21 protein-coding genes are annotated in these 23472 nt (G+C 40.6%); 3 read left to right on the top strand and 18 right to left on the bottom strand.

Annotated features, from left to right (window positions below):
- Window positions 1-136: 136 nt before the first annotated feature.
- From J2T16_RS10055 to J2T16_RS10045, 3 genes are all read right to left on the bottom strand, one after another.
- Complete coding sequence (locus J2T16_RS10055) at window positions 137-2197, bottom strand: methyl-accepting chemotaxis protein (protein ID WP_221790323.1); 2061 nt, start codon at window positions 2195-2197, stop codon at window positions 137-139.
- Window positions 2198-2435: 238 nt separating this feature from the next.
- Window positions 2436-3311: an amidohydrolase family protein gene (locus tag J2T16_RS10050; RefSeq protein WP_221790324.1), complete on the bottom strand. Its 876-nt coding sequence runs from the start codon at window positions 3309-3311 to the stop codon at window positions 2436-2438.
- Window positions 3298-6549, bottom strand: coding sequence for a GNAT family N-acetyltransferase (locus J2T16_RS10045; protein WP_221790325.1), 3252 nt, complete (start codon window positions 6547-6549; stop codon window positions 3298-3300). The genes J2T16_RS10050 and J2T16_RS10045 overlap by 14 nt, the downstream gene beginning before the upstream one ends.
- Before the next feature lie 388 nt (window positions 6550-6937).
- Between J2T16_RS10045 and J2T16_RS10040 the strand changes: the two genes are divergently transcribed.
- The gene (locus J2T16_RS10040) at window positions 6938-7531 is read left to right on the top strand and encodes a DedA family protein (protein WP_221790326.1); all 594 of its coding nucleotides are present in this window, start codon (window positions 6938-6940) and stop codon (window positions 7529-7531) included.
- 577 nt (window positions 7532-8108) lie between these two features.
- Window positions 8109-8234, top strand: a complete 126-nt coding sequence (locus J2T16_RS10035; RefSeq protein ID WP_260511069.1) for a hypothetical protein — start codon at window positions 8109-8111, stop codon at window positions 8232-8234.
- Between the two features lie 95 nt (window positions 8235-8329).
- On the opposite strand, the gene J2T16_RS10030 is transcribed toward J2T16_RS10035, so the two are convergent.
- The 3 genes from J2T16_RS10030 to J2T16_RS10020 all read right to left on the bottom strand — a co-directional run bounded on the left by J2T16_RS10030 (window position 8330) and on the right by J2T16_RS10020 (window position 11178).
- Complete coding sequence (locus J2T16_RS10030; protein WP_221790420.1) at window positions 8330-9529, bottom strand: MFS transporter; 1200 nt, start codon at window positions 9527-9529, stop codon at window positions 8330-8332.
- A 265-nt stretch (window positions 9530-9794) separates the two neighbouring features.
- A complete protein-coding gene (locus J2T16_RS10025) occupies window positions 9795-10832 on the bottom strand; it encodes an ROK family protein (protein WP_221790327.1) in 1038 nt (345 codons plus the stop codon).
- Window positions 10833-11055: 223 nt separating this feature from the next.
- Window positions 11056-11178: a hypothetical protein gene (locus tag J2T16_RS10020; RefSeq protein ID WP_499018271.1), complete on the bottom strand. Its 123-nt coding sequence runs from the start codon at window positions 11176-11178 to the stop codon at window positions 11056-11058.
- 29 nt (window positions 11179-11207) lie between these two features.
- Between J2T16_RS10020 and J2T16_RS10015 the strand changes: the two genes are divergently transcribed.
- Window positions 11208-11429, top strand: a complete 222-nt coding sequence (locus J2T16_RS10015; RefSeq protein ID WP_499018269.1) for an amidohydrolase family protein — start codon at window positions 11208-11210, stop codon at window positions 11427-11429.
- A gap of 949 nt (window positions 11430-12378) precedes the next feature.
- On the opposite strand, the gene J2T16_RS10010 is transcribed toward J2T16_RS10015, so the two are convergent.
- The 12 genes from J2T16_RS10010 to J2T16_RS09955 form a co-directional block, all read right to left on the bottom strand.
- Window positions 12379-13536, bottom strand: a complete 1158-nt coding sequence (locus J2T16_RS10010; protein WP_499018268.1) for a cysteine peptidase family C39 domain-containing protein — start codon at window positions 13534-13536, stop codon at window positions 12379-12381.
- Window positions 13514-14524: a hypothetical protein gene (locus J2T16_RS10005; RefSeq protein ID WP_499018267.1), complete on the bottom strand. Its 1011-nt coding sequence runs from the start codon at window positions 14522-14524 to the stop codon at window positions 13514-13516. The genes J2T16_RS10010 and J2T16_RS10005 overlap by 23 nt, the downstream gene beginning before the upstream one ends.
- A gap of 23 nt (window positions 14525-14547) precedes the next feature.
- Window positions 14548-14946, bottom strand: coding sequence for a GNAT family N-acetyltransferase (locus J2T16_RS10000; protein ID WP_499018266.1), 399 nt, complete (start codon window positions 14944-14946; stop codon window positions 14548-14550).
- Between the two features lie 15 nt (window positions 14947-14961).
- The gene (gcvT, locus tag J2T16_RS09995) at window positions 14962-16098 is read right to left on the bottom strand and encodes a glycine cleavage system aminomethyltransferase GcvT (RefSeq protein ID WP_499018265.1); all 1137 of its coding nucleotides are present in this window, start codon (window positions 16096-16098) and stop codon (window positions 14962-14964) included.
- Complete coding sequence (locus tag J2T16_RS09990; protein ID WP_499018264.1) at window positions 16080-17063, bottom strand: HipA family kinase; 984 nt, start codon at window positions 17061-17063, stop codon at window positions 16080-16082. The genes gcvT and J2T16_RS09990 overlap by 19 nt, the downstream gene beginning before the upstream one ends.
- Window positions 17060-17314 (bottom strand): acyl carrier protein, encoded by a 255-nt coding sequence (locus tag J2T16_RS09985; RefSeq protein WP_221790335.1) that lies wholly within the window; start codon window positions 17312-17314, stop codon window positions 17060-17062. The genes J2T16_RS09990 and J2T16_RS09985 overlap by 4 nt, the downstream gene beginning before the upstream one ends.
- On the bottom strand, window positions 17301-18317 hold the full coding sequence (locus J2T16_RS09980) for an ABC transporter ATP-binding protein (RefSeq protein ID WP_260511071.1): 1017 nt from the start codon (window positions 18315-18317) through the stop codon (window positions 17301-17303). The genes J2T16_RS09985 and J2T16_RS09980 overlap by 14 nt, the downstream gene beginning before the upstream one ends.
- 21 nt (window positions 18318-18338) lie before the next feature.
- The gene (locus J2T16_RS09975) at window positions 18339-19142 is read right to left on the bottom strand and encodes an ABC transporter permease (RefSeq protein WP_434349138.1); all 804 of its coding nucleotides are present in this window, start codon (window positions 19140-19142) and stop codon (window positions 18339-18341) included.
- Window positions 19139-19927, bottom strand: a complete 789-nt coding sequence (locus J2T16_RS09970) for an ABC transporter permease (protein WP_221790338.1) — start codon at window positions 19925-19927, stop codon at window positions 19139-19141. The genes J2T16_RS09975 and J2T16_RS09970 overlap by 4 nt, the downstream gene beginning before the upstream one ends.
- Window positions 19928-21688 (bottom strand): hypothetical protein, encoded by a 1761-nt coding sequence (locus J2T16_RS09965; RefSeq protein ID WP_499018263.1) that lies wholly within the window; start codon window positions 21686-21688, stop codon window positions 19928-19930. It lies immediately after the preceding gene.
- The gene (locus J2T16_RS09960; protein ID WP_499018262.1) at window positions 21689-22918 is read right to left on the bottom strand and encodes an alpha/beta fold hydrolase; all 1230 of its coding nucleotides are present in this window, start codon (window positions 22916-22918) and stop codon (window positions 21689-21691) included.
- Between the two features lie 109 nt (window positions 22919-23027).
- A complete protein-coding gene (locus tag J2T16_RS09955) occupies window positions 23028-23459 on the bottom strand; it encodes a GNAT family N-acetyltransferase (RefSeq protein ID WP_221790341.1) in 432 nt (143 codons plus the stop codon).
- Between the last annotated feature and the right edge of the window lie 13 nt (window positions 23460-23472).

The raw sequence follows: 23472 nt of genomic DNA, 5'->3' as shown, positions 1-23472 counted from the left end.
AACAATAATAAATATTTTTACCGTGCGAGCATCAACACATAAAAAACCTCCCCATCCACTATTTGGAATAGGAGGTTTAATGTATTTAATGAAATCTTTGAAGTTGTATCATTGGGTATACTTCATTCAATCCTTGCTAGCTCGTCTTGAATCGTGCTGATTCCTCGGCCAGCTGTTTGGTCAAAGCATCGATGGTCTGCACCAGCTCCGCCAAATGCTCGGTCATTCCGGACTGCTCCTCCATGGTGGCGGTGACTTCTTCAATGGATGCGGACACTTCCTCGCCCGAAGCAGACAAGTTCTGCGCAGCGCCAAGGACTTCGTCTTTATCCCGTTCAATCGATTCAATCTCGGAGGCAATCGCCTGCACCTGATTCATCATATTTTGCATATTTCGCGTTGCAAAATTAAAGGTTTCCTTGGTTTGCATCACGCTGCTCTTATGCTGCTCTGCAATCGCTTCGATGGCCTGTACACTCTGGTTATTCTGCTCCACATGTTCAATCGTTTGCATAACGATGCGATGAATATCTTCGGATTGCGCGGTTGTCTGTTCTGCCAGCTTGCGTATTTCGGAGGCTACTACGGCAAATCCACGGCCCTGCTCTCCTGCCCGTGCCGCTTCAATGGACGCATTCAGCGCAAGCAGTTTGGTCTGATTCGCAATTTCGGCAATGGTGCTTGTGATCTGCTGAATACCGGATGAACTCTCTGCGAGTTGAACGGTTATCTTGGAGATGTTATGCACCTCTGCTTCATTCCGATCATTAACGGCGATAAGGGCGTCGATCACGTCATGATTATCTCGGAATGCATCTGTAATTTCATCCGCTTTAGCCATGACAGACTGGGACATCTCGTTTACATTTACAATTTTGCTACCCACGTTCATGAATTGATCCACGATCGCCTCTGTATCGTTAGCCTGCGACTCCATTGCACGGGATATTTCAAGTGCAGTGGCTGTGGTATCGGTAATCGATGTAGATGTCTGCTGTGCAGACTGATCCAGTTCCGCCGTACTTTTATTCAAAACACCAATAGAAGCGTTCATACTGGCAATCAGTTGTCTGTTTCCTTCAGCCATCGTGTTAAAGCTATCCGCGAGTTCGCCGAACTCCCCACTGTATTTCTCCTTCGCCTGTACCGTCAAGTCTCCCCCGGCAAGCTGTTTAAACAGTGCGGTAATGGATGTAACCGGCTTTGTCATCACCCGTGAGAGTAGAATCCCCACAATGATTGAGAAGGCTATGGAACTGAATAGAACAATATACATTTTATTCGCCATGCTTGTTAGAGGTTGATTGACGTCTACGTAGGAATCCTCAACTATAATCGTCCAATCCGATTGTGGAATTTTGGAATAAAACACCACTTTCTCGTCCGTGCTTACCTCGCCCTGTTGTAATTTATCACTTGGAGCCAAATCCACAAGAGACTTGTATTCCGCGCTTTCTAACGGTTTCCCTGCCATATCTGCATCTGCCGAGTGATACATCACCTTACCCACCCGATCCAGAACAATCACTTTACCTTCATCATTAATCTTGACGTTCTGCAATTGGTTCACAAAAAATGACGTAGATATCGTGGCAATAAGTACTCCGTTTACTTGCTTGTTTTCATCATACATTGGAGATGCAAAAACCGTGCCAAGTGTACCCAGCGTTTTGGAAATGATGCCTTCACTGATTACCTGACGGTCTTGAATTGCTTCCTTAAAATAAGCCCGATCTGCCCGATCTCCGCCCACGGCCTTAGGGTCGTTCGCTGCGACTACCGTGCCATTCTTATCAATCAGCATGAGCACAACAGCGCCCTCAATACCTTCTAAACTTTGAGCTAATATATCATTGGATTCACTAATTAAGCTCTGATTTTCCTCGAAAAAGGTACTGGCTTCCTGCTCTTGATTCGCACTCCGAATCGCCAGCAATTGTTCAAAATCCTTATGTTTCGTCATTAGAAATGCGGCTTGCTTGGATAACTGCAGGGAGGTGAACAGCCCTGCTCCAATTCGATCCGAATTGGCATGAATCTCATCTTTACTCTTTTTCTGTGTAATTCCTTCAGCTACCTTATAACACAGCACAGCCGTTACGGTCAGTACGATACACACGAGAAGACTGATCATTAATGGTAATTTGACCCGAAAAGACATATTCCTTAGTCGCTGTCCTGCTTTTGCAAAAAACATAAATACTTCCACCATCCATCCTCTTTTTGTATGAACCCATATAATATTTGATATTTTAATATCGGCATGGACCTAATAATCTGACAGTGTATGGAGCATTTGCACAAAAAAAATTTTAATGATCTAAATTTATTACTAATTGGAATGAATGGTGACGACTCAATGAGTAGCGATCTCTCATATTGAAAAGAAAAACAAGCTCCTGCCAGCAGAATGGCAAGAGCTTGTTTGGGGGTTCCTATGGCTTCGTAATACGCTCACTAATACGTGGAAACAAGCTAAACGCGTTCTCGTAAAACACTTTCTCATGATGCTGTTCTGGCACAAGTCTGCGAACAAATTCAGCATACAAATCAATAGGTGCAAGCGGCCAGTCGGTGCCGAAAAGCATTTTCTCATAATGATCCGAGTAGACCAAAGCCCTGCGGAAATGATCCATAAACAGCGGTTCGTTCATAAAGCGTTCGAAGTGAGGACGATCCCCCACCACAAGCCCAGATAAATCTGCGTACACGTTAGGGTTCTTAGCAACCACCTCAGCAGCATCCATGACCCAGGGATCACCGAGATGACAAATCATGAAGTTTACACCGCGCTGTTGCAAGGCAAGCTCGTCCACCGTTAGCGGATGCGAATATTTGAGCAGCCCGTTCATAGAGTAGGTGTCTCCAGTATGGATGACCACAGGCAGATTGTATTTTGCAGCCAGCTCATAGACCGGGGTATAGATTTTGTCATACACATAGTGGTGATAATATCCGGCGTACAGCTTGATTCCCGCAACTTCGGGCGATTGCAATCTGGCTTCGATCCGGTCCAGCTCGTCTTGAGCTTGTTTGCCGTCCAGTCGGTTAGGGTTAATGCCTACACATTCCATCAGAAACGATGGAACCTGTTCTTCCAGATCCAGCCCCATCGGGTTAGGGGAACTGGAATCCGGGAAAGCCCCCTTCGTTTGCTCGCTCACCCCCATGCCAATGCCAAGAATAACATCATTGCGATCAAATTCTGCCTTGAGACCCGCCGCGCTGTAGTCTACTTTGGACAGATCAATCGCAGTACGGTGAAAGCTGTCGATATCGGATAGATGAATGTGAATATCAATGATGGGCATCGGTGGCCTCCTCTTCGCTTGTTGATGTTACAAAGTTCAGTTTTAACAAATCATGCACATCTGCCGTATTGAGCGAGATCGGCCCCAGAACAAGATAGGTCGGCTCTGTCCAGACGGTTTCGCCATCTTGTATCGTAAGCTCATGTGCTACGTTATGTCCTGTTACCAGGTTGTTCGCAAACGCCCAGGCATTCTGGTTCGGGTAACGATTCACCGCGTGTAGCATGTTTTGACGTGAAAGGGAGCCTATTCGGAATATGTGCTTCAAAGGAAGCCCAATGTCTACTTTGCCGAGCGGAAAACGATCTTGACCCGGTTGCTCGATCCAGCCTTCTGTATATACTTCCGAAGGTTTGAAGAAACGACCTTCTGTAAGAGCATAATTTGCTCGTGTCAGACCAGACTTGTTGGTCACCGCAAGTAAGGTGCAAAGTACGGGAACGCCAGGCAGCATCAGATAATGCTGATGAACGGTCATTCCCCGGTTCGCTTCATGTTTCTCGATACGAGTGGTCACCTTCAAGCCTTTCCACACGTTACCGAATTGATCCTTCTGCTCCGACCACGATAGACTCGTTTGCTCCAATTGACGGCTAAAGCCGTTCATGCCTGGAATATCAACAGCCATCCCGCCATACCACGGATTCCACCACGAACGAGCGGCAGGTTCAGGATATGAACTGTCTAGCCATTCCTCGCCTTGAACTTTCAGAGAGTGTACAATCCCCCCGAATGCCGGATCAGCCGTAATAGATAACACACCATTGTTGACGGTATATAACGTCTCTGAACCATCTACTCCCTTTTCAATCCGTTGTAGCACTTCAGACCGTGTCTGCGGGAACCAAAGAGAGATTCGTTCCTGAATCCGATCTTCTCCACGATACACGCCCCGTACTTTCCATATATTCAGTTGCTCATATGGGTTGGTACTGTCGGGGGTGTCAGACCCTTGCAGGTCAAGGCGGTCCGCTGTCGTTACCTTCGGCGCTCCCACTACCGTTTCCTCAGGCGAAAACTCCAGCTTATCCGAGTTCAACTGCTCCGTCGCATCGAACTCGATCGTACGAGCTTTAATCTCGGGTTCCTTACCTTGCTGTACGTACAGCTCCAGCGTACCAGCAAGCTGAACAAGCTTACGCTCAACCAATTCAGCCTGTAGTACGTCCGCAGCAAATGGATTGCCATCATTCAACATCACATCCAGATGACTGTCCAGCATCGGAATAACTCCATTAGGTTGTTTACGGGCGAATGCGCGGAAATCCGTCCACTTGGCAAACGTGTTAAGCGCAAATACCGTTTCCTTCGTGGCTACCGAGGCCCCGGCCTCCAAACGTCCCAGCTCATGCTGTAATGCCAGCGTATATTCGGGTTTGATCAGCTTCAGCGAAGGGTCCCAATAGATGCCGCACGCTCCGTACTCTTCCTTGCAAAATAGCCAGTTCTCCGTAATCTGTCCCGTATCCCAATGGTTTGGATCCCCGGCATAATCATCCCCCATATCTACAAAACGACCCTGATAGGGCAGAATGAGCCGATTGCCGAAGAAACCGAAGTGATCCATCAGGAACAGTTCTTCTTCCCATGCTGTATCACGTGTATTCACAACCTCATGGGAGAACGTAGCGATTCCGTTAGCGGACAGTTTGGCAACCGTCTTCAGCAGTAATCCCGGGAAATTTTCCAATTCATAGGCCGCTTCCATAACCTGATGATTCCCTTCAGCAACAATCCGTACTTCTTTGGCTTCTTTCAGGGACAACTCCTCCGAGTACGGTTTCCCCAGCTTCGGATAATTCCACCAGAAGGAGTGACGCGACCCAGGATATTCGATCCACATGACATTATCATGTTTGTTCATATGGAGAGAGAACGCACCGTTCACTGCAATCCACTGGCCATTCGCCTCACCGCCATACCTGCCTTCAATGCCCTTCATCAGCACTGAGAGTTTTCTTCTAAAAGAAATCTCCAATCCCCCCGCCGGAACAGCGGTAATCTCTACATCCTGTGCATAGATGCCATATGAATGCAGTGTAAACGGAACGGACACGGAGCGTTTGCCCTTCGCAGGTACTGTGAATCGCAGTGTGCGCTCTGTCCAGTCTAGAAATGCTTCTTCTGGCAGTTCCATAACAAATTCTGTTTCCGCATCCACATTGTTTTCCACGTTCAGGATTAACTCTGCCGGAATACCCGGATATAGTTCCTTCACGGGGAGAACTGGTGTAATCTTCGCAGGGAATTTAGGTTGAAGGCCAATACGGAACTGAGCTTTCCTGCCGCCAATAAGCCAAGTACTGCTAATGACCGGATGCGTTTTATTCTTGTTTTGTTCTTCGGTCACCGGATCGAGGTAAAACTCCCCCTCTACCGTGATGGTTTCGTCTGGTTGCAACGTTCGCACAACATCCATAGCAAAACGGATATTTTTGTCGTCCTGTCCTTTGATCTCGAACTCAAGATCGAGGTTGGATTTATTTTGGATATGATAACGCACGGGATAACTCGAACCAAACACCAGATCATGATGATCTACTTCGGTGTGAATGCTGTAATCCGGCGTTTCGAGAGCGGCCAAGCCGCGGCCTGTTTTTTCAAAAGATGCCCGCAGGGAGAGGTCCTCTTTTTGCCACGTATAATCCAAAAAATCGAATCCACGCTCCTGCCGTCCATCCGGCTCGATCACCAGTTCACGGGTGCTGTCAGCGTACCAGTCTAATGTTTCAAAGTAAGGTGCTAGCGCCTCGGTCTGCAATACGGTCGGGATAAAGTTCATGAGATGTACGCTATCATCTTTTTTCTCCCAAAAGAAACCACATTTCTTGTACATTGGCACCGCCTTCGTATTGCCCGGCCATGTGAACAGATCCAGACGCGGCCATCCGGCCTCAACCGTTTTCTCCACTGCCTTTAAGATCAGATTGCGACCAATCTTGTACCCATGGTAGTCCGGGCGTACGTTAAGCAGCGGTACATATAGTGCATTCTCGTCAAAACGGTAATGGGCAAAGCTGCAAAAACCGACGACCTCTACATCATGAACCGCCAGAAAAACATGCAGATTGGAGGAGTTCTCCATCTCCTGACGAATCGTTTCCTCTGTCCGCTGCCTTGTGCCGCCTCCCCAGCTCTCATTACTTTGGTTCCACATATCTGCCAAACTAGCCGCATAAGAAGCGTTGTATTCAACAATACGAATCTGATCGATGATCATTTGTGATTGTACACTCATGTTCGGTTCTCCTTCTCTATATGTATAGGATGGTCTTCGTGAACACTATACTAGCCTTCGTCTGATCGCTTCAGAACTAATTCAGGCTCTGTGTGGCAAATCTAGCGATAGTCTTATCATACTATATTTGGAAACATTTTCAGAGTGTCTTCATCACCTAGATTCATATTGGCTCTAGAACGATTATAAGTAAATAAGAAACCTTAAACCGTGAACGTTCGTATCTATATAGGGGCTGTCTTAGACTTATGTATAGGCTAACATATACGGTGGTGATAAGGATAAATTGCCTTAACTGTGAGTTTTGACAAGCGCTGTTCGCCCTTGGTACTCTGAAGAGAGCAGTGTCTACTTATATCAAAAATAGATAGATTCATGGAGGGAAAGCATGACGGAGTGGATCACGCAATTCATACTGTTCTTTAAAGATTTGTCCTATGCAGGTCTTGTTATTGCCCTATCGTTTGAATTTGTCCCCGCTGAACTTGTTCTGCCCATGGCGGGATATTGGGTATATCTCGGGGATATGAAGCTATGGTTGGCTATTCTGGCAGGAACCGTTGGCGGCACATTTGGCCCATTAACGTTATATGCACTCGGACGCTACGGTGGCAGACCGATGGTGGAGAAATACGGAAAATACTTCCTCATTCGCCCCCACCATGTCGATGCTTCCGATAAATTTTTTGAAAAATACGGCAGCGGGGTCGCTTTCTATGGCCGCTTCGTACCCGGCATTCGAACGGTCATCTCCATCCCTTGCGGTATGGCAAAGATGAACGTTTTCAAATTCAGCATCTTTACCTTTCTCGCCATGCTTCCGATCACATCCATCTACGTGTACCTCGGTTACAAACTGGGAGCACAATGGGAAAACGTCGGTGAAGTGGTTAAACCGTATGTCATCCCGGCAGGCATGATCTTCCTGATTGGTTTTGGACTGTACATGCTGTTGAAACGTTGGAAAAAAAGACCGGCTTAGACAAGGCAGAGGCTTGTTGAATTAAGGGAAGTGTGATTGGTAGGTGAGGTGGATTTGGTACTCATCATTTTTGGAGATAGATAATTTCAAAGCCCAGCGATTGTAAGAATCGTTGGGGCTTTTGTTATGTTTTTCTTTATTATTGAAAAAAGAAAACAGACCCTCTCTATATAAAGCACTTAAATTTTATTAGACTTTAGTATTTAAGATATCTTTAGAAATAAAATTGCGTCTTGGTCACGAAATAGTCAATCTCCTACTAGTGTAAAATAATTCCTTGTTTGTATTGAATTCTTCGTATAGACTAAAAAAGAATTAGTGGCCACTGATTCCAAATTTTTAGGCAAGTATTCTTATCTATTGCAGTAACAAGGAGGAGTCCCTACTTGGAATTTTTTTATCAATTCTTAAAGGGACGATAGAAAATGCACTCTTTATGAGTGAATAAACGATTGATAATGAAGTATTTAAAATGATGTTAATCTATAAGAGAAATGAAAAGCCCACACAAAATGTGGAAAACGAAAATTGTGTTCTGCCTAGTTTGAGTGCGTGCCTTCTTTGATGGAGGTAACGTATGAAAAAGCGTAGCGAGAGAAGGCAACACAAGCAAGGCAGTCTGGCGCAGTATGTTATAGGAGTTCTTACTGGTGTAACTGTAGGTGTTATACTGATCCTTATCCAAAAACTGTTCCAGTTGTAGAAAAAAGAGAGGGGATTTCCCCTCTCTTCTTTTGTATTCACCAGACCATTAAGATTTAAAGAATGCGAGTATAAAAGTACCCTTTTCTTCTTTTGCTAAATCAGTTCTTGCTTTCTTTTCAAATACACATACAGCACCACGCCAGATACCGCACAAATGACCGCACATAAACCAATGAATCCATACCCAGCCTGAAGTCCGCGCAGCAGACCCAGCTGAGTTGTGGCACCGTACATGTTTTTCACACCTTCAATGACCCAGCCAATCACATAGTTCCCGATGACACTGCCAACCCCCATGAGTGTAACCGTGAATGTAATCGCCGTATCACTGCCGTTCGGATATCTGCGGGCGATAAAGGCCATTACTGTGGGATAGATCATCGCAATGCCTGCGCCCGAGATCGCGAAAAAGATAGCAAGACTCTCCCCACCAGCAAGCGCCACAAACGTACATACCGCCGAGAAAGCCGAGAACAAGATCAACGAAAGTACGAACCCGATGCGATCCGTCAACGGCCCTAGCAGCAAACGCCCCAGCGAGAACGTAAGGAAAAATGCCGACAATAGACCAGAGGCTTTGACCGTGTCCCACGTGTAGGCTTTCTCCAAGAAGTTAACAAGCCAACCTCCGACCGCCAGTTCCGATACCACGCCAAAAGAAAGAATAAGCACCATCAGCCACAGCGCCGGATCACGTGTTAGCGTCTTGAGCGAGGTTCGATCTTCGTGGGCAAGATCATCCCCCGGAAATTTACTGCGTAGTGCCGCAATGATCGGCAGCAGGCACAGCGACAGCATAACCAGATACATGCCGCGCCAGTCCAGCAGGTGCCCAAATACCGTCAGCGACATCACGCCTGTCGCCAGCAATGGCGCCACGGTTGAACTGAGTCCATAGAAGAAATGGGACAGGTTCATCATCGTGCCTGTATTTTTCACAAAAATCCGCGCCCCGAGAATCGCCAGCGCAATCTCCAGCATCCCGTTACCGATGTACATGAAGAAATACGATGACGCAAATAGTGGATACGTATGGGATACATAGATGAACACACCCGACAGAATCATCGAGGCAAATGAAATGATGCTGACCGCCTTGATGCCCCATTTGCGAACCAATATAGCTGTGAACGAGCAGGCGATCAAATATCCCAGTGCGTTCAGGGACAACAACGTGCCGAGCTGTTTCTCATCCAGATTGAAGTCGAACTGAATACGCGGAATGGCTGGGCCTTTAATATTTTCCGATATGCCAAATACGATAAATCCAAGAAAGATCGTAGCCAGCTGCATGGCGTACAGCTTGTTAAACTTTCGTTTGTTGCCTTGTGTACTTGCTTGCTGATTCAAAATAAGTTCCTCCATTGTGTCCAGAAAAATGGTTACACGCTCTACCTCCGATTGCAGTGCCATCTTCCGCCCGCTGTTATCCCTGTGTTTTTTTGAATTTCTTTCTAAAGGTGAAAATACAGTGATAAAGGCGTTCTCCAGATTGGCTCTGCCCTCTCCGCTCTCGTGTAAAAAATTTTGCTTAACTTCACTTCATAATAAGTCGTTCCTACCACTGCTTCTCAACTACCTGAATGCGGTAGGTCAGGCTTTCGAGTGTTACAGCTACCAGCCCAGTAACATACTCGCGCCGGGTGTCGCGGCGAATCATTAGCTCAGGCATATGCTCCTGTGGAATATGGTGATCCCGGCAGCCTTGGATCAGGCCATCCCGCATCGCTGGGTCCATCGTATCGCCCGTCACCACAATGGCCGCCGGGTTGATGATGGCAATAATGGAGACCAGCGTCTGTACGACGAGTTCCTGCAATCCGTCTGTCGTTTTCAACATGCGCAGCTGTTCTTCCCGTGACACGCCAAATGGCAAAAAGGACACCTCTCCCCCAAATTGCGTATTCCCGGTGATTGGCCGACCATCGATAATAAAACCTGCTCCCGGAAAATGATTTTCAGGGAACGTCACCACCGCAAAGTTCTTCTCTTGCTCAAATTGCTGTTCATTGTACAGTCCGTACACCGTCAGATTCATATCGTTGCCAATGACCACTTCGATGTCTTCGTATTGCTCTTTGAGTCTTAAACCGAGCGGCTGATTAGCCAACTCTGGTACGTCACAGATACCGATCACACCATTGTGCGCCACCCCTGGTATCCCGATTCCGATGGACTGCACATTGTGATGCTGCTCGATCAGCCCAGCAATGAGTTCCTCCACCACCGTGACATTAATCTCATCTAAAACAAGTGTCTGTTCGTCCGCCATCTCTCCGTTCAGGTTGGCATATGTATGTGTGATCGAGTGGATGCCGCCTTCCGTACGAATAATCAGACACAGCACATTTGCGTAGTCCGCATTAAACTGATATCGACTCGCCGGTCTGCCCCCGCTGGACTCATCCGGGCCGAGATCAATGATCTCCCCTGTCTGGAGTAATTCATTTAGTATCGTTCCGCAAGTCGCCACGCTGAGTTTGGTCAGGTTTGCAATGGAAGCCTTCGTGCCTACACCCATCGACCGGAGTGTATTTTTTACAATTTCAACGTTAATCCGTTTGACCTGTTGGGTGTTGTGGGAAGTGGGTAACATTATTTGTTGTGTGCCTCCTTTCGTTTGTATGTATATGGGTGATTGCATATTCGAGAAAGTATTGGATGGAAGTTTTTAAAAGTGTTTTAATAATTGAAGTTTAGGGGGATTGGTGTGGAAAGTCAATGCTTATTTGGAAGTGGTTTGGGGCGGGTGAAAAGATAAAAAGGACAGGGCAAGATCATCTTGGGAATGATCCTGTACTGTCCTTTCGTTCAATCGATTATGTAGACTGGCTCATGTGATGGGCCAAGATGCTCTTCTCCAGCCTGACATCAAATAACTTGCGGTTCAGATCCTGTTCCATCGAATGAAGATGATACGCCGCCTGTTTTACCGTATCCATGTTCAGCACCCCTTAAAAAGGTCATCGACATGGTCACCTATACGAATGCCAACATTCTCGGGATTGATGATATAACGGGTACGTTGGATATCGGCAAACAGGCCGACTTGATTGTACTGGATCAAAATCCACTAGAACAGATCGAAGCTTTATCCAACATGTCGATGGTTATGGTCAAAGGTAATATGATTCAGAATCCATCCGTTAATCGCATCAAAGAGGTAGATGATGTTCTTAATGCTGTGTGGTGAGATCAGCGTGATGAAATAGGCCCAAGGCAGGAGAATAATTTAGAAGTCAGTATGCTTTTTAGCCCCATTCTGAAAGGTCATCAACATATGCTTATATCTCTAGCTGTTCCTATTTAGGCATCCGAATGAGATACTACTGATAACAATCGAACACTTACTGAAGAGTATAAATATGGAGAAATATCCATTCATGGAGTACAATTAGTTACTGAGAAAGATCAAAAGGACAATACCGGAAAAACCTTAAAGCCAAGGTACCATCCTTAGTTGATACTGCGATAATTCAGAAGAAAAGAAATGCTTGGGACGGAGCGGCCAAAGCACATGGCTACACTAGCTAGCTACGAACCCTATTTAATAAAAAACAAAGGTGGCATAAGCTGCCTTTCGTTATTTGGAGGGAACATGATAAAATTTCTAATTAGTTGCTAATCTTCTTATTATTAATCGGCTGTTCTCCAAATGATTCTTCTTCCATTCATTTAGAAAACTCTGCTCCAACAGAGAGCTATTTTTCTCAATCCAAAGAGGTTAATATTTATTTTCCTGATGCCATAGATTCTATAGATATACATAAAATAAAATTACTTTCTGATGGAGCTGTTGATCCCTGTCGGTGATTACTATTACGAAGGTCAGATTACTGACGACACGATTCCAGCGATAAGGAAGTATTTATTCGTAATAAACACTATAAACAAACCAATGGAACGCTAATATATACTATTGATTTCACTAATGTTGAAGGAGCAACCGTTGAATCTTCAGTGCCTGAGTCTATAAAGCTCTAATTGAACAAAAAAACAATTTCAAAAACATCAGATAGCATAAGAGTTCCACATTGAGATCCCTAAAGACTATTTCATTCAACAGAAGATCACCAATTTAAATCTCGAATTAAAAGCAGACCAACGTTATGAATCTGCTAGGAAAACGATATTTAAGTCATTTATTCCTCAACACTAAGACACAACTTATCTGCATCAGAACTTGCCCAACCCGTTATTCTCTCATTATGACGTCTTACTAAATAAAACATAATTCTCCTTATCAGTTCAGCTTCAAATACCAAAGACCACTTATGAAAATCAACTAACAAATCTATTAAGTTTGAGTCCTGCGTTATGTTATATTTAATAGCTGTATTCCTGGCGAGAATATTTTTCGCTTTACTTTCTTCTAACATTAACCTCAATTCTTCGATGTTTCCGATGAATGAAGATTCACTCAGCGAATTCACAAACTCCATAAGAACCACCTTATGATTCAACATCGTGTGATATCGGCGAACATCTAACTTTGATTTACTAACACGTATATTTTCTAAATCCTCTATAAAAAACCGATGTATGTCTATCCCATAAACAAACATATCGCCGGTTGTTGGCCAATGCCAGTTATATTTGAAGCCATTATGAACATATTGTTCTTCTTCATCATAGGTGATGATACCGTACGAAGATGAATCCTTACCCTCAATATAGTCTCTTAATTTGTTATATATTTCCTCAATATTCATCTCTACCTTCTGATCTCGCTTGATCCCTACTTGTAAGACCCTCTTCAGATCTATGCTCTCTGAGCTTCTTCGTGCCAATTCCATTTCAGCAAACTTAACTTTGACACTAACGTATTTACCTGAAATGAAATTATCAGATACATAGAAAATTTGTTCGGATATATCATAACCATAAACAATCGTTTCATGATTCTTATTCCGTTTATGGTAAGCATCCGAAGCTTCAATGTAATAATGATCTAAATGAATGATAACGTAAAACCCCTTGTCGAGGCATCGTATTATTGACTGACCCACATTAATGAGGACATCATCTGTTATATCATACTCATCCAAGAAGGTGTGATTGCGATATTCCGCATAATACTTGTTATTATTAGAAGAGACTATATTACATCTATAATAATCAAAATAATCCCCGTCACAAAAATCAAGATAATCATTATCAATGCAATAAGCAAGCCTTAAAAATCTATGATATATCCACGGTTTAAGATCACTATGCTGTTCTACAATAGAGACAATATTAGCATGGTAGCTATATGTATCTATTATTGGTTTTTGTTTAACCGGTAAATAAATGTTCATCCTCCTCCTTTTGTTTTATTTCAAGATTATTAATGAGCTTGGTGATTAACTCGTTCTCTCGCTCCAAGGAGCTCACTAACTCCTCAATTAATTGTATTTTTATTTGATATTCCTGTGTAATCATATATTTTAAAGCCAAATTTCTTAGAACAAACGCTCTCTTTTCCATGAGTACAAACTCATTTTTAAAAAAAGAACCGTCTTCTGGTTTCAGATATTTCTCACTTTCTAAATATGTTATGCGATCCACCATAACTTTTTTGTGTTCCCAAAACAAATGAAATGCTCGTTTATCTACCTTAGTCTTCTCTTTCAAGTCAGAAATGAGTTGCATCCATGCATTCATTCCGAATATACTCTCTTCTTTAAAGGCCATGTCTTGAGTTGGGGTAGAGGACAAGTAATTTAATAGCTGCTCTTTCACATGACCAATTTTGAAAGTGAAATCTCCATCTCGTTTTTGTAGGAATGTAATGCCTTTATAAAAATCATTATCGGACAGTATACTGTTATATCCAACCTCTATTTCATTAAAATCGCTCTCTGTAAGTACGTATTTTCCTTCCCTAAGATTATCAGCTACATAAAATATTTCCTTATTGGAGTCATATCCATAGATTAATATTTCATGCCAGATGTCCTTCTTTTTCTGATAGACTGTTGACTTAGAAATAAAATACCGATCAACATACAAATATACATAACAGTCTAAGTTGATTGAATCAATGATACACTCCTTAAGAGACTTCCATTTCATCTCCATCATCGATTGAGGTATTCTGTACCTGGCATAGAATGGACAATTATCAAAAATTAAATGATGATTATCAAAAAAATATGATTTCCACTCAGGTACGTATCTTATTTGTATGAAATTGTTGTAAACCCAAGGCCAGATCTCCTCATCATGTGATGCAATAGAAAAAGTAGTTCCGTATAAGTTATATGTATTTAGATAAGGGGAAGGATTCATACGTAACATTTTCATAAGATCATCACCTCCAGAACGAATTAGAATTTTCTTGACATTCGAAATCCATTATTAACTAGTTCAAAACCAATTTGAGGATAGAAGGACAACGCTTGTTCTGAAGATAAAAGTACAACTGACACGCCATCCCCTAGTACTTTCTGTAGATGTAGTACAAGATCCTTACCTATATTTTTCCTTTGAAAATCCTTAATAACGGCTAAATCCGAAAGGTAACAACAGTAACTATAATCCGTAATTGCCCGGGCTAACCCTACAATCCGATCACCTTCCCAACAACTTATGATGATATCTGCTTGATCAATCATCTTTTTCATGCGCTCCAAATCTTCATAGGGACGCTTTATACCTGATAATTTGAAAACTTCTGCCATTTGTTCTGGCTTTACCTCTTCATTCACCTTAAATTCTAAAACCATTGTCATAATCCCCTTTCAAATTTCATTCCTCATCTTAAATTTATAATCCGAAGTATAGAATGGATACTTTATAATGACACCCTCTAAATGTACCTGCCGATTAACAATCCATACGTTTGTACCTAAAGCAGTATAATCAACTGAAATAATAGCAAGCGCAATATACTTCTGAAGAATTTCAGAATACATTCCTGAAGTTACCCTGCCTACTTCTACATCACCGACGAATATTGGATTGTTGTAGCGAGGAGTTTTTTCATCTAAGATTTGTATTCCTACTAGCTTTTTTTTCACTCCTTGAGAATATAAGTACTCCAACATCTCTTTACCAATAAAATCACTCTTGTTTAGCTTAACAGCGAAGCCTAGTCTCACCTCGTAAGGATTTAAACTAATGTCTATTTCCTTGCCGTACAGAGGTAGTCCCGATTCTATTCGCAGATGATCAAAGGCTAGCATACCGAACGGAAGCACACCAATGTCTTTTCCTGCAAGCATGATAGATTCCCATAGATCAACAGCTTCGTCTTTAGGAATATAAATCTCGAAACCATCCTCGCCGGTAAAACCTGTCCGAGATATTAATCCTAATGCATTTCCGATCTTAACATCAGTCATAAAGTGTAAGAATGGAATAGCTCCAAGATCATCATCCATCAGAGTCTGTAAAATCGTTTGTGCTTCTGGCCCCTGAATGGTTACAATTGCTGTATTAAAGGTTCTATTTTCGATCTCAACATTTGGATAATGCTGTGCATTATTAATGAGCCATTGAAAATCTTTGTTGATATTCATCGCGTTTACCACCAACATATAATGCTCCTCGTCTATCATATAAAGAAGCAAGTCATCGATTATACCTCCTTGTTCGTTACACATTAAGGTAAATTGAACTTGATTGGCTTTTAATACCGACACATCATTTGTCAAAACGTACTGTAGAAAAACATAGGCGTCTTTTCCTGTTATATGGATATTACCCATATGGGAAATATCACATATTCCAGCCTTACTACGTACAGCTTGATACTCTAATGGTATTCCATCATATTGTGCAGGTAATAATCTTTCTCCCCATTTTAAGAGTTTGGCATTATATTTTGCGTAGACTGGAAAAAGAGGAGTTTCGGGACCTACATGGGTTGATTCCAAGGAAGATTCCCTCCTTTATAATTACGAAAAGCTCCATTGGCAACCATCGTGTTTAACAATTCACGAATCAAGTTTTTCTTATATAATAAGAACTCTACATACCTTTCCGCCTGATCATCATATGAAACGAACCAATCAAGAGGGATGTTATTGATCCATTCATTTATCATTCTTTGATCAATCTGCTCTATTAAACTAATCGTTTGCATTATAGGAAGTGCGCCTTCATCGTCAAAATAAATATGTTGATCAATAGCTCTAAACAAAGTGCCTAGTCCACTCATAGGTAACCGGTATCCCGATGCACCAATGAGTTTTCTAAAGTACATATCTAGATATAGCTCTTTATTACTGATCTGATTCATCATATTTTTTTTAGAATCTACCCATACGTGACCCCAGAAAGTAAATCCGTGATCAATAATGAAAAATTCCCTATTGTCTTCTTTTACCGAAACAATAAGATTCCCCACATTTCCAAACCGATCAAAGTTACAGACGAATAAATCCATAACAATCATTTTCCCGAAATCGTCTTTGTTTGAAATTCGAGAATAAAAATCAAACCAGCTTTGCTTTAATAACATCTTATGTTCATCCAAGGATAGATCCAATGAATCCATATAGTTTGTCTCGACATTATTAATTCGTGTAGAAGCAAAATATAACCCTTCTGAAAACCCATTTAATCTTAAGACTGAAAATTTCCCAATAGCCTCTCTATCTATCTCTACTATTGCATATGCCGGTATATTCAACTTTAAGTAAGCAGCAATTTCAGAAACGAGAGCCTCTTGCAAGAACATACAATCCAAATAAGTCTGTTTCTTAGTTTTAGGATCAATGATCCAAGGCTTTTTAAGAAAATAAACTTCACCGTCATTCCCAACGACGGTGATCGGTTTACTCAATCCCTTTGTCACCTGTTCTGTCAAAATTTCAGTTATATAGATAGGTTTCTTCATACATTATCTTGCGCTGACACATGTAGATTTTCTACAAATTCACATATACTTTTGACCGTTGGAAACATACCGATATCTAAGTAAGTCTCTTCGATTCTAATATTGTATTCGTGTTCAATCTCTACAAGAAGTCTAATAAAGCCGAGAGAGTCCATTCCAATATCGTTCTCCAATTCATGGTCAGGCATGACTGAATTATGATTGGTTATTGTCGAAATTTTTTCGATTATTCTATTGCTAATTGATTCCATAGCCTATATCAATCCCTTCATTATTAGATTGTGAACTGTGTTTCCCATCATAAATCTGTTTGATAATATTTTCGATTTGAGGCTCCTCGACCGTAAAATCCTCAACCTCATAGGTTTTAATTAAACTTGAAATGATTTGAGTCGGATTTGTTACATTCCTGTTAAATTGAATCCAAACCTTACTGCCTTCTATTTTAGAGATGGATGCGTTCTCAACATATACCGGTTTTTCTGTTTTAATATCAACAATAAGTGTTCGATATTTACCAAATTGACTTTTCATGTTACCTAGGTCGCCATTATAGATAATCTTACCTTTATCAATGATTATCGTCCTATGGCACAATGCTTCTATATCACCTACATCATGTGTAGTTAGGATAACAGTGACCTTGTTCTCTTTGTTAATGGTCTGAATAAACTCTCTGATCCGTTCTTTAGCGATAACATCGAGGCCTATGGTAGGTTCATCAAGAAACAAAATTTGAGGATCATGGAGTAGAGAGGCAGCAAAATCCGCTCTCATTTTCTGCCCCAAACTTAAATTTCTAACTGGCGTGTTCAAAAAGGAACCGACATCAAGAACGTCATGAAACAAATCAAGTTTTTGTTTAAAGCGCTTTTCGGGCACTTTATACATATGCCTGAGCAAGTTAAAAGAATCAATAACAGGAAGTTCCCACCATAACTGCGAACGTTGTCCAAATACTACCCCAATCTGTTTGGAATGCTCTTTTCTATTCTTATGAGGTACAATGCCATTGACTAGGATTTCTCCTGCGGATGGCACCAGTATTCCTGTAAGCATTTTAATCGTAGTCGACTTTCCTGCACCATTTGGTCCCAAGTAACCCACGATTTCTCCTTCTCCTACATTGAAAGAAATATTATCAACCACTCTTTTTGTTTCATAGCTCTTCCTTGAAAGTATTTTCCATATGGGTTCTTTCTGTTTTCGCTGAACTTGATAATGTTTAGACAAATGGTTTACCTCTATCTTCATCAAGTATCCTCCTCATATAATTTAACTTCCGGTGCTATTGTACTTTTTCACACCGATTTGAGTGAGAAGAATTGCACCGATCATCATTAAAGTTCCAACTATTGGCGTCAATAAATAACCCATACTTAACTCATCTTGTTTCCCCAATACAAATACAGCTGGATAATAATTAATGAGAGCCCAGGGTAGTACAAAGGTTAATACATTTCGTATAAATGGACCAAAAATAGTTAAGGGATAGTTTATGAATGTTTTTAGATTGTAGAACAAGATGACAGATAAAGAATAAGATTTTTTAACCCAGAAACTTAATGTTCCAAATATCATAAGGGCCGCTCCTTGGATCAAAACGCCGCCTATTAAACAGAACACAAAAACGATAATTTTATAAGCTGTCCAGTGGATATCTAAAGCCAACATCGAATTGATTAGAAAAACGCTAGATACTAACAACTGACCTATTCCCATCCATGCAAAACCATCAAAAATCAAGCTAATGATAGGATTAATAGGTCTAACTAAAATGCGATCAAACCGCCCCTCTAAAAGATAATTTTCCAGTCCAGATACATAATGATATAAAACAGTTATCGCAATAGCATACGTAAACAAATTCAAGGCTGTAAGAAAAACAAGTTCATTGTAATTCCAACCATCGATCACACTGAATTTGTGTGTAAGAATCCAAATGGACATATACGTTAGAAAATAAGTATAGAGATTCGCAAATAATCCAAAAAAGAAATTGGTTTTGTACTGATACTCCGCTTTTATGGTCGACTTCATAAACATGAAATAAAGCTGCATTAAATGAATTGCACTCAACCTCCCTGGATGACCAGCTTCTTAACGCCTAAAGACCATAAGTACCATGCTACTAAGGTTAAAACTATAATCCAGGTACATTCTAATGTAATGTTTCGTATAATCTCGTACTCACTGATCTTGTTAATTAATAAGCTTTGCGGAAATTGATAAAGTAGTTGAAAAGGTAATATTTCTGAAATAGTCTTTAACATTTCTGGAAAATACCACAACGGGATGATAGCACCACTAAATACGAGAATGGTATCTTTCAATATTCTTACAAACCAGTTTGCACTAATGAATATAAAATAGAGTAGCCCGATAATATAATGAAAGAGCCAAAACATAAGAAAATTCATTGGAATCACGATAGCTAATAACAAAACATTCATCGTCGTAAGGTGAACCACAGGATTGTAAAAGTAAGCTACAAAGCATATTAATGAGATACCTCTAATGATCATTTCAATCAGAGTGCTGCCAATAGTATTCGCAAACATATAAGCACTAAAAGAATAAGGCTTGATTAACGCTAAGGATATCGATCCATCTCTAACCTTACTGCCTACCTCATGAGCAACATTACTGTTGTATATAATACCTAACAGCACTCCTACTGTTTGATAAGTAATCATCTCCTCAAACGTCACTACGTTATTATTACTTGTAGAGAGAAGCATCTTCCATAGTAAAATTTGAACTAATAGTGTGAAGATGCTAGTTAATATTGAGATAGAAGTATGAAATTTATGAACAACCGCATTTTTGATTGTTATTTTAATTACTTCTAAATAGGTACGCATTTAATTAATTTGCTCCTTATAGCGTTCTTGGTACCATTGCTTGTTGAAAGCCTGTATACGTATTGAGGTCTTTTTGTTAATGAGGTAATCTAATAACGCCTGATTTAAAGCTCTGATGTGACCTGTGAAACCAATCGCAGCGGCTAGCGTCTCTTCTCTAAAAGGTTCTCCTGATTGTCTCATGAATCGAAGATCACACAGACCATAGAAAACCCTGTCTTTACAAACTATTTCCTTAGGTGAACGAATTGAATATAATACGTTTGCTAATACGTGGCCGGCATGATGCAAGTTAGACCACTCCGCTGTATCAGGCATTCTTGGAGGCAGGTAATAATCTCGTTTGAGAGGTATACTATCGTGAGGAAAATGTCCGGGCATATAATGCCAACTGTTGTAATCCATTCTTTGCGCTATCGCATTAACAATCGTAAAAAGTAGATTTTTAGGATGCCCTTTGAACATGTCTTTCATCTTCTTGGAAGGTACTACACAGCAATAAAACTCTGTCACTGGCCATTCACTCACCTCAACGGCGGAAATCCTCTCCTCTGTAATATCTTTAATTTTACTAATATCACGAATACCTCTGGACATGCCTATGTCTGCATTCACATATTCTGTTGCCAAAGCAACTATTTCATTCAGTAACTCCTCGTAATCGAATAGTTCTGTACTCTCAATTTTGATATCTTGTAACCATGCATAGAATAAATCGTAGGAATTGTTGAATTGATTAAAATATTCTTTGTTATCCGTACGACTTATTAATAAAGTTTTTATCAATTGAAATGTTTTAAGTTCATCATTATTTAGCTCTGCTTTACTGTAGAGAAATTCCCTTTTATTAAAATTTAAACCGTTGATTTCACGATAGGTTTGAAAATTATTTTGCATGGATTGCTTCAATTGTTTTAGCCTTAATGCCTTATTAAAAAGACCGTCTAATTCGACTCCTTCACCCTGTAACTTATCTATACCAAACGATTGATAGTATCCTAAGCGCTCATCAAAATAACGACCTAGATTGGTAAGGTTCAATTGCAAACCATTAAATTCTTCACTTCGAAATCCAGCTTCATGGAGAAGATTCATCGCATACAGAAAAACTTTTTCATTCTCACCAAGCTTTGTTTCATCCACCGATCCATCGGAAGAAAACAGATGCTCACTTCCTGAGTTACGATCTCCCAGTAAATTGTTATATTTTCCGAATAAAGAAAATGTTTGTTGATCAACATAGATTGTGATCGGGTCAATATGTGTAATCATTTTCTTGACATTAGAAAACAACATATGTTGCTCAGCTTGTGATAGCAATTCCCAGTAATTATTCATTTCTTCACGAAGTCTAGTTTCCTCAATGCAAGAAGACTGATACACTTCATTAATTATATGCTCTTCAGCAGTAGTCAATTTAAACACTCCAAATATATCGTCAGTCTCTTCTTTCTCTACATATTTCCCTAAAATAATACGTCCATATGGTTTCATTCCGACAGCATAGTAATCTTCGGTTAGTTCCGTAATGCTGTCTTTAGGTTCAATTACAATGTGTTCAGCTTCCTGATAAATGGATTGTTGAAAAATGCTCAGACTTAACCAACCTAAATCATGAGGAAATCTTTTGTTAAAGGTTATAATCCCATCTATAACTTTTCTTAGATTTGTTACGTTTTGAGAATCTTGTTTTATCTCCATTATTAGCTCAGTAAATTTTTTAACCACTGGCACCTTTGGTTGAACATTTGTAATAGACACTTAGCATATCCCCTCCCTATAATCCTGAATATTTACAAAATTACTCTTTACCTCATGCAAACGGTCTAAGATGAAATTGTGTATTATTCTATAAATGAGTTCGCTCTGCTCTATTAAAATAAAATGGTTTCCTCTTTTCACTTTAATAAATACGGCTTGTGATGAGATGCTAGCCAAAAGTTCAGATGATTTTGATGAAGCCATTTGGTCAAAGTCTCCACTAATAAACAACATAGGGATCTTTGCTCCTTGAATGAGTTCTCGAACATCCTTCGACCAGAATTCAGAGAGTTGTCTAAAGTATGGAATAATTTCTTCTTTCTTCTGAAAAGGGCCACCAATAAGCGGCTTTATCTCTGTTCTTGCTGAAGTGAAAACCTCAGTAAATTGGCTATCGTGTATATCATCACAATCACCAGCATCTATTTTTCTTTCAATCATTGTTTTTTTGTTCAGGGAGGATAATATGGATCTTTGAAAGATAGCTTCACTTCCGGGCTGCTTGTCTAGTAATTTGCTTATTTCTTGGAGATTCTTCTCATAATTTGTATCAAAATCCTCTAATTGAGATACTCCTTTGAAGGACCCTGAGATAAACATAAGAGCTTTAACTCTGTGCTCATGCTTGGCATAATATTGTAGAGCAACCTTTGGAGCAGTACACCATCCTAAAAAATAACATTGCTCAATTTCCTCAGCAGACAGAATCATGTCAATATCATCAATATGATTTTCAAACGAAGTATATTGAGAACATCCGCCTTCTTTCCAGTAAGTGCCTCTCGGTTCCCAAATGATTACTTTGTAATCTTTAATAAGTTCGTATAATAGGAAACACCAATAATGAATACTTTGTCCGAAAGCATTCATGATTAGAATCACTTCGTTTCCATTCCCTCCAAAATAGTAATTAACATCAGTCCCATTTAAAGTTTTTAATTTTCTGGTCGTAAAAGTATGAAGAATCTCTTCTGCATTCTTCATGTCGAGAGTTTCTTTTTCTAAAATCATAGCAAAGTGCTTCTCTATGACCTCTTCTAACTCTTGATCATTACATTTCATTGATACCATTGAATTTTGTTCTAATATTTCTTTGAAATACAAATCAACTTCATTTAAAATCACTTCTTCAGAGACAAGTTCTAACGTAATGCCAAAGTGTCTCTTAACTCCCACAGATAACGGTTGTATCAGGTAATCTGAAACAAAAAATTCACCTGTCCATTTCACACTAAAATAGTTGAAATAATGCTCAACTTTGCTTTCTATATCATGCTTGAATTGTTGTATTCTATTTAGAAAGAGTAACAACGAATCCGTATATGCATTTAACATCATGTTAGCTTTCATTGAACAACTTCGAGAAGTGGTAACATGTGATATCCATACGTTCACGTAAGTAAAAACGATGGGCTTCATGACGCTGAACACCAGAGTCAAGATGAATTTGGGAGCAATCGTTCTCCTTGGCAAAATTCTCAAGCCAGTGTAGTAATGTTTTTCCAAATCCATGAGAGCGCCCATCAGTTACTGTAATAAGATCATCTACATACATAAATTTCTTCCAAGCCAAAGATTCATTGATCCGAAAACCAGCGACTGATTTCACTTCTGAATGATAGAGAACCGCTGCAAGCTGATACCCTCCCTGCTGCATTCGTTTGATTTGCTTATAGTACTCACTTTCGATTAGATGAGGCCTAAGTAATTTTATAACGTCAAAAGTAGATTGAATTTCTTCAGTAGTTTGCATCAGTTTTACTTCTTGCATGTAGATCTATCCC

This window comes from Paenibacillus intestini, assembly GCF_030803945.1.
In the GTDB taxonomy this organism is placed as follows: domain Bacteria; phylum Bacillota; class Bacilli; order Paenibacillales; family Paenibacillaceae; genus Paenibacillus; species Paenibacillus polysaccharolyticus.
This window is presented reverse-complemented; position numbering and strand designations above follow the sequence as displayed.

What these genes read in the sequence shown, in the direction of transcription:
- J2T16_RS10030 (WP_221790420.1), bottom strand. Translation starts at nt 9,529, where the DNA reads ATGCAGCTGGCTACGATCTTTCTTGGATTTATCGTATTTGGCATATCG.
- J2T16_RS10020 (WP_499018271.1), bottom strand. Translation starts at nt 11,178, where the DNA reads ATGGATACGGTAAAACAGGCGGCGTATCATCTTCATTCGATGGAACAG.
- J2T16_RS10015 (WP_499018269.1), top strand. Translation starts at nt 11,208, where the DNA reads ATGGTCACCTATACGAATGCCAACATTCTCGGGATTGATGATATAACG.
- J2T16_RS10035 (WP_260511069.1), top strand. Translation starts at nt 8,109, where the DNA reads ATGAAAAAGCGTAGCGAGAGAAGGCAACACAAGCAAGGCAGTCTGGCG.
- J2T16_RS10040 (WP_221790326.1), top strand. Translation starts at nt 6,938, where the DNA reads ATGACGGAGTGGATCACGCAATTCATACTGTTCTTTAAAGATTTGTCC.
- J2T16_RS10010 (WP_499018268.1), bottom strand. Translation starts at nt 13,536, where the DNA reads ATGAACATTTATTTACCGGTTAAACAAAAACCAATAATAGATACATAT.
- J2T16_RS09970 (WP_221790338.1), bottom strand. Translation starts at nt 19,927, where the DNA reads ATGCGTACCTATTTAGAAGTAATTAAAATAACAATCAAAAATGCGGTT.
- J2T16_RS10055 (WP_221790323.1), bottom strand. Translation starts at nt 2,197, where the DNA reads ATGTTTTTTGCAAAAGCAGGACAGCGACTAAGGAATATGTCTTTTCGG.
- J2T16_RS10000 (WP_499018266.1), bottom strand. Translation starts at nt 14,946, where the DNA reads ATGGTTTTAGAATTTAAGGTGAATGAAGAGGTAAAGCCAGAACAAATG.
- J2T16_RS10005 (WP_499018267.1), bottom strand. Translation starts at nt 14,524, where the DNA reads ATGAAAATGTTACGTATGAATCCTTCCCCTTATCTAAATACATATAAC.
- J2T16_RS09985 (WP_221790335.1), bottom strand. Translation starts at nt 17,314, where the DNA reads ATGGAATCAATTAGCAATAGAATAATCGAAAAAATTTCGACAATAACC.
- J2T16_RS09980 (WP_260511071.1), bottom strand. Translation starts at nt 18,317, where the DNA reads ATGAAGATAGAGGTAAACCATTTGTCTAAACATTATCAAGTTCAGCGA.
- J2T16_RS09955 (WP_221790341.1), bottom strand. Translation starts at nt 23,459, where the DNA reads ATGCAAGAAGTAAAACTGATGCAAACTACTGAAGAAATTCAATCTACT.
- J2T16_RS10050 (WP_221790324.1), bottom strand. Translation starts at nt 3,311, where the DNA reads ATGCCCATCATTGATATTCACATTCATCTATCCGATATCGACAGCTTT.
- J2T16_RS10025 (WP_221790327.1), bottom strand. Translation starts at nt 10,832, where the DNA reads ATGTTACCCACTTCCCACAACACCCAACAGGTCAAACGGATTAACGTT.
- J2T16_RS09990 (WP_499018264.1), bottom strand. Translation starts at nt 17,063, where the DNA reads ATGAAGAAACCTATCTATATAACTGAAATTTTGACAGAACAGGTGACA.
- J2T16_RS10045 (WP_221790325.1), bottom strand. Translation starts at nt 6,549, where the DNA reads ATGAGTGTACAATCACAAATGATCATCGATCAGATTCGTATTGTTGAA.